This window comes from Micrococcus sp. GbtcB5 (genome assembly GCF_019091605.1).
GTDB classification, from domain to species: Bacteria; Actinomycetota; Actinomycetes; order Actinomycetales; family Micrococcaceae; genus Micrococcus; species Micrococcus luteus.
Map to the genome: position 1 here is coordinate 1 of NZ_JAGXJK010000139.1, position 303 is coordinate 303.

Consider the following 303-nt stretch of genomic DNA (forward strand, 5'->3'; position numbering starts at 1 on the left):
CCGTCAGCGCCGTCGTCGCGAGCGCCCTGACCGACTGGCTGGCGAGCGTGCTGGACGTGCCCGCCGCGGTGCTGCCGCTCGTGCTGGCGTTCGGCTTCGTGGTGCAGGACGCGATCCCGGTGCTCTACACGTACGTCTCCGAGCTGTACCCGACGACGCTGCGCGCCTCCGGCTCCGGCTGGGCGTCGGCGGCCTCGCGGGTGGGCGCGGGCCTGGGCCCGCTGCTCTTCGTGGGCACGCTGGTCACCGCCCTCGGGCTGCCGGGGGCGTTCGCCGTCACCGGCGGGCTCGTGGTCCTGGCCT

Annotated in this window: 1 pseudogene; it reads left to right on the top strand. The window is 75.9% G+C overall.

Going from position 1 to position 303, the window contains the following annotated elements:
- Positions 1-303, top strand: a pseudogene (locus tag KVS67_RS11790) (MFS transporter); the annotation flags it as partial.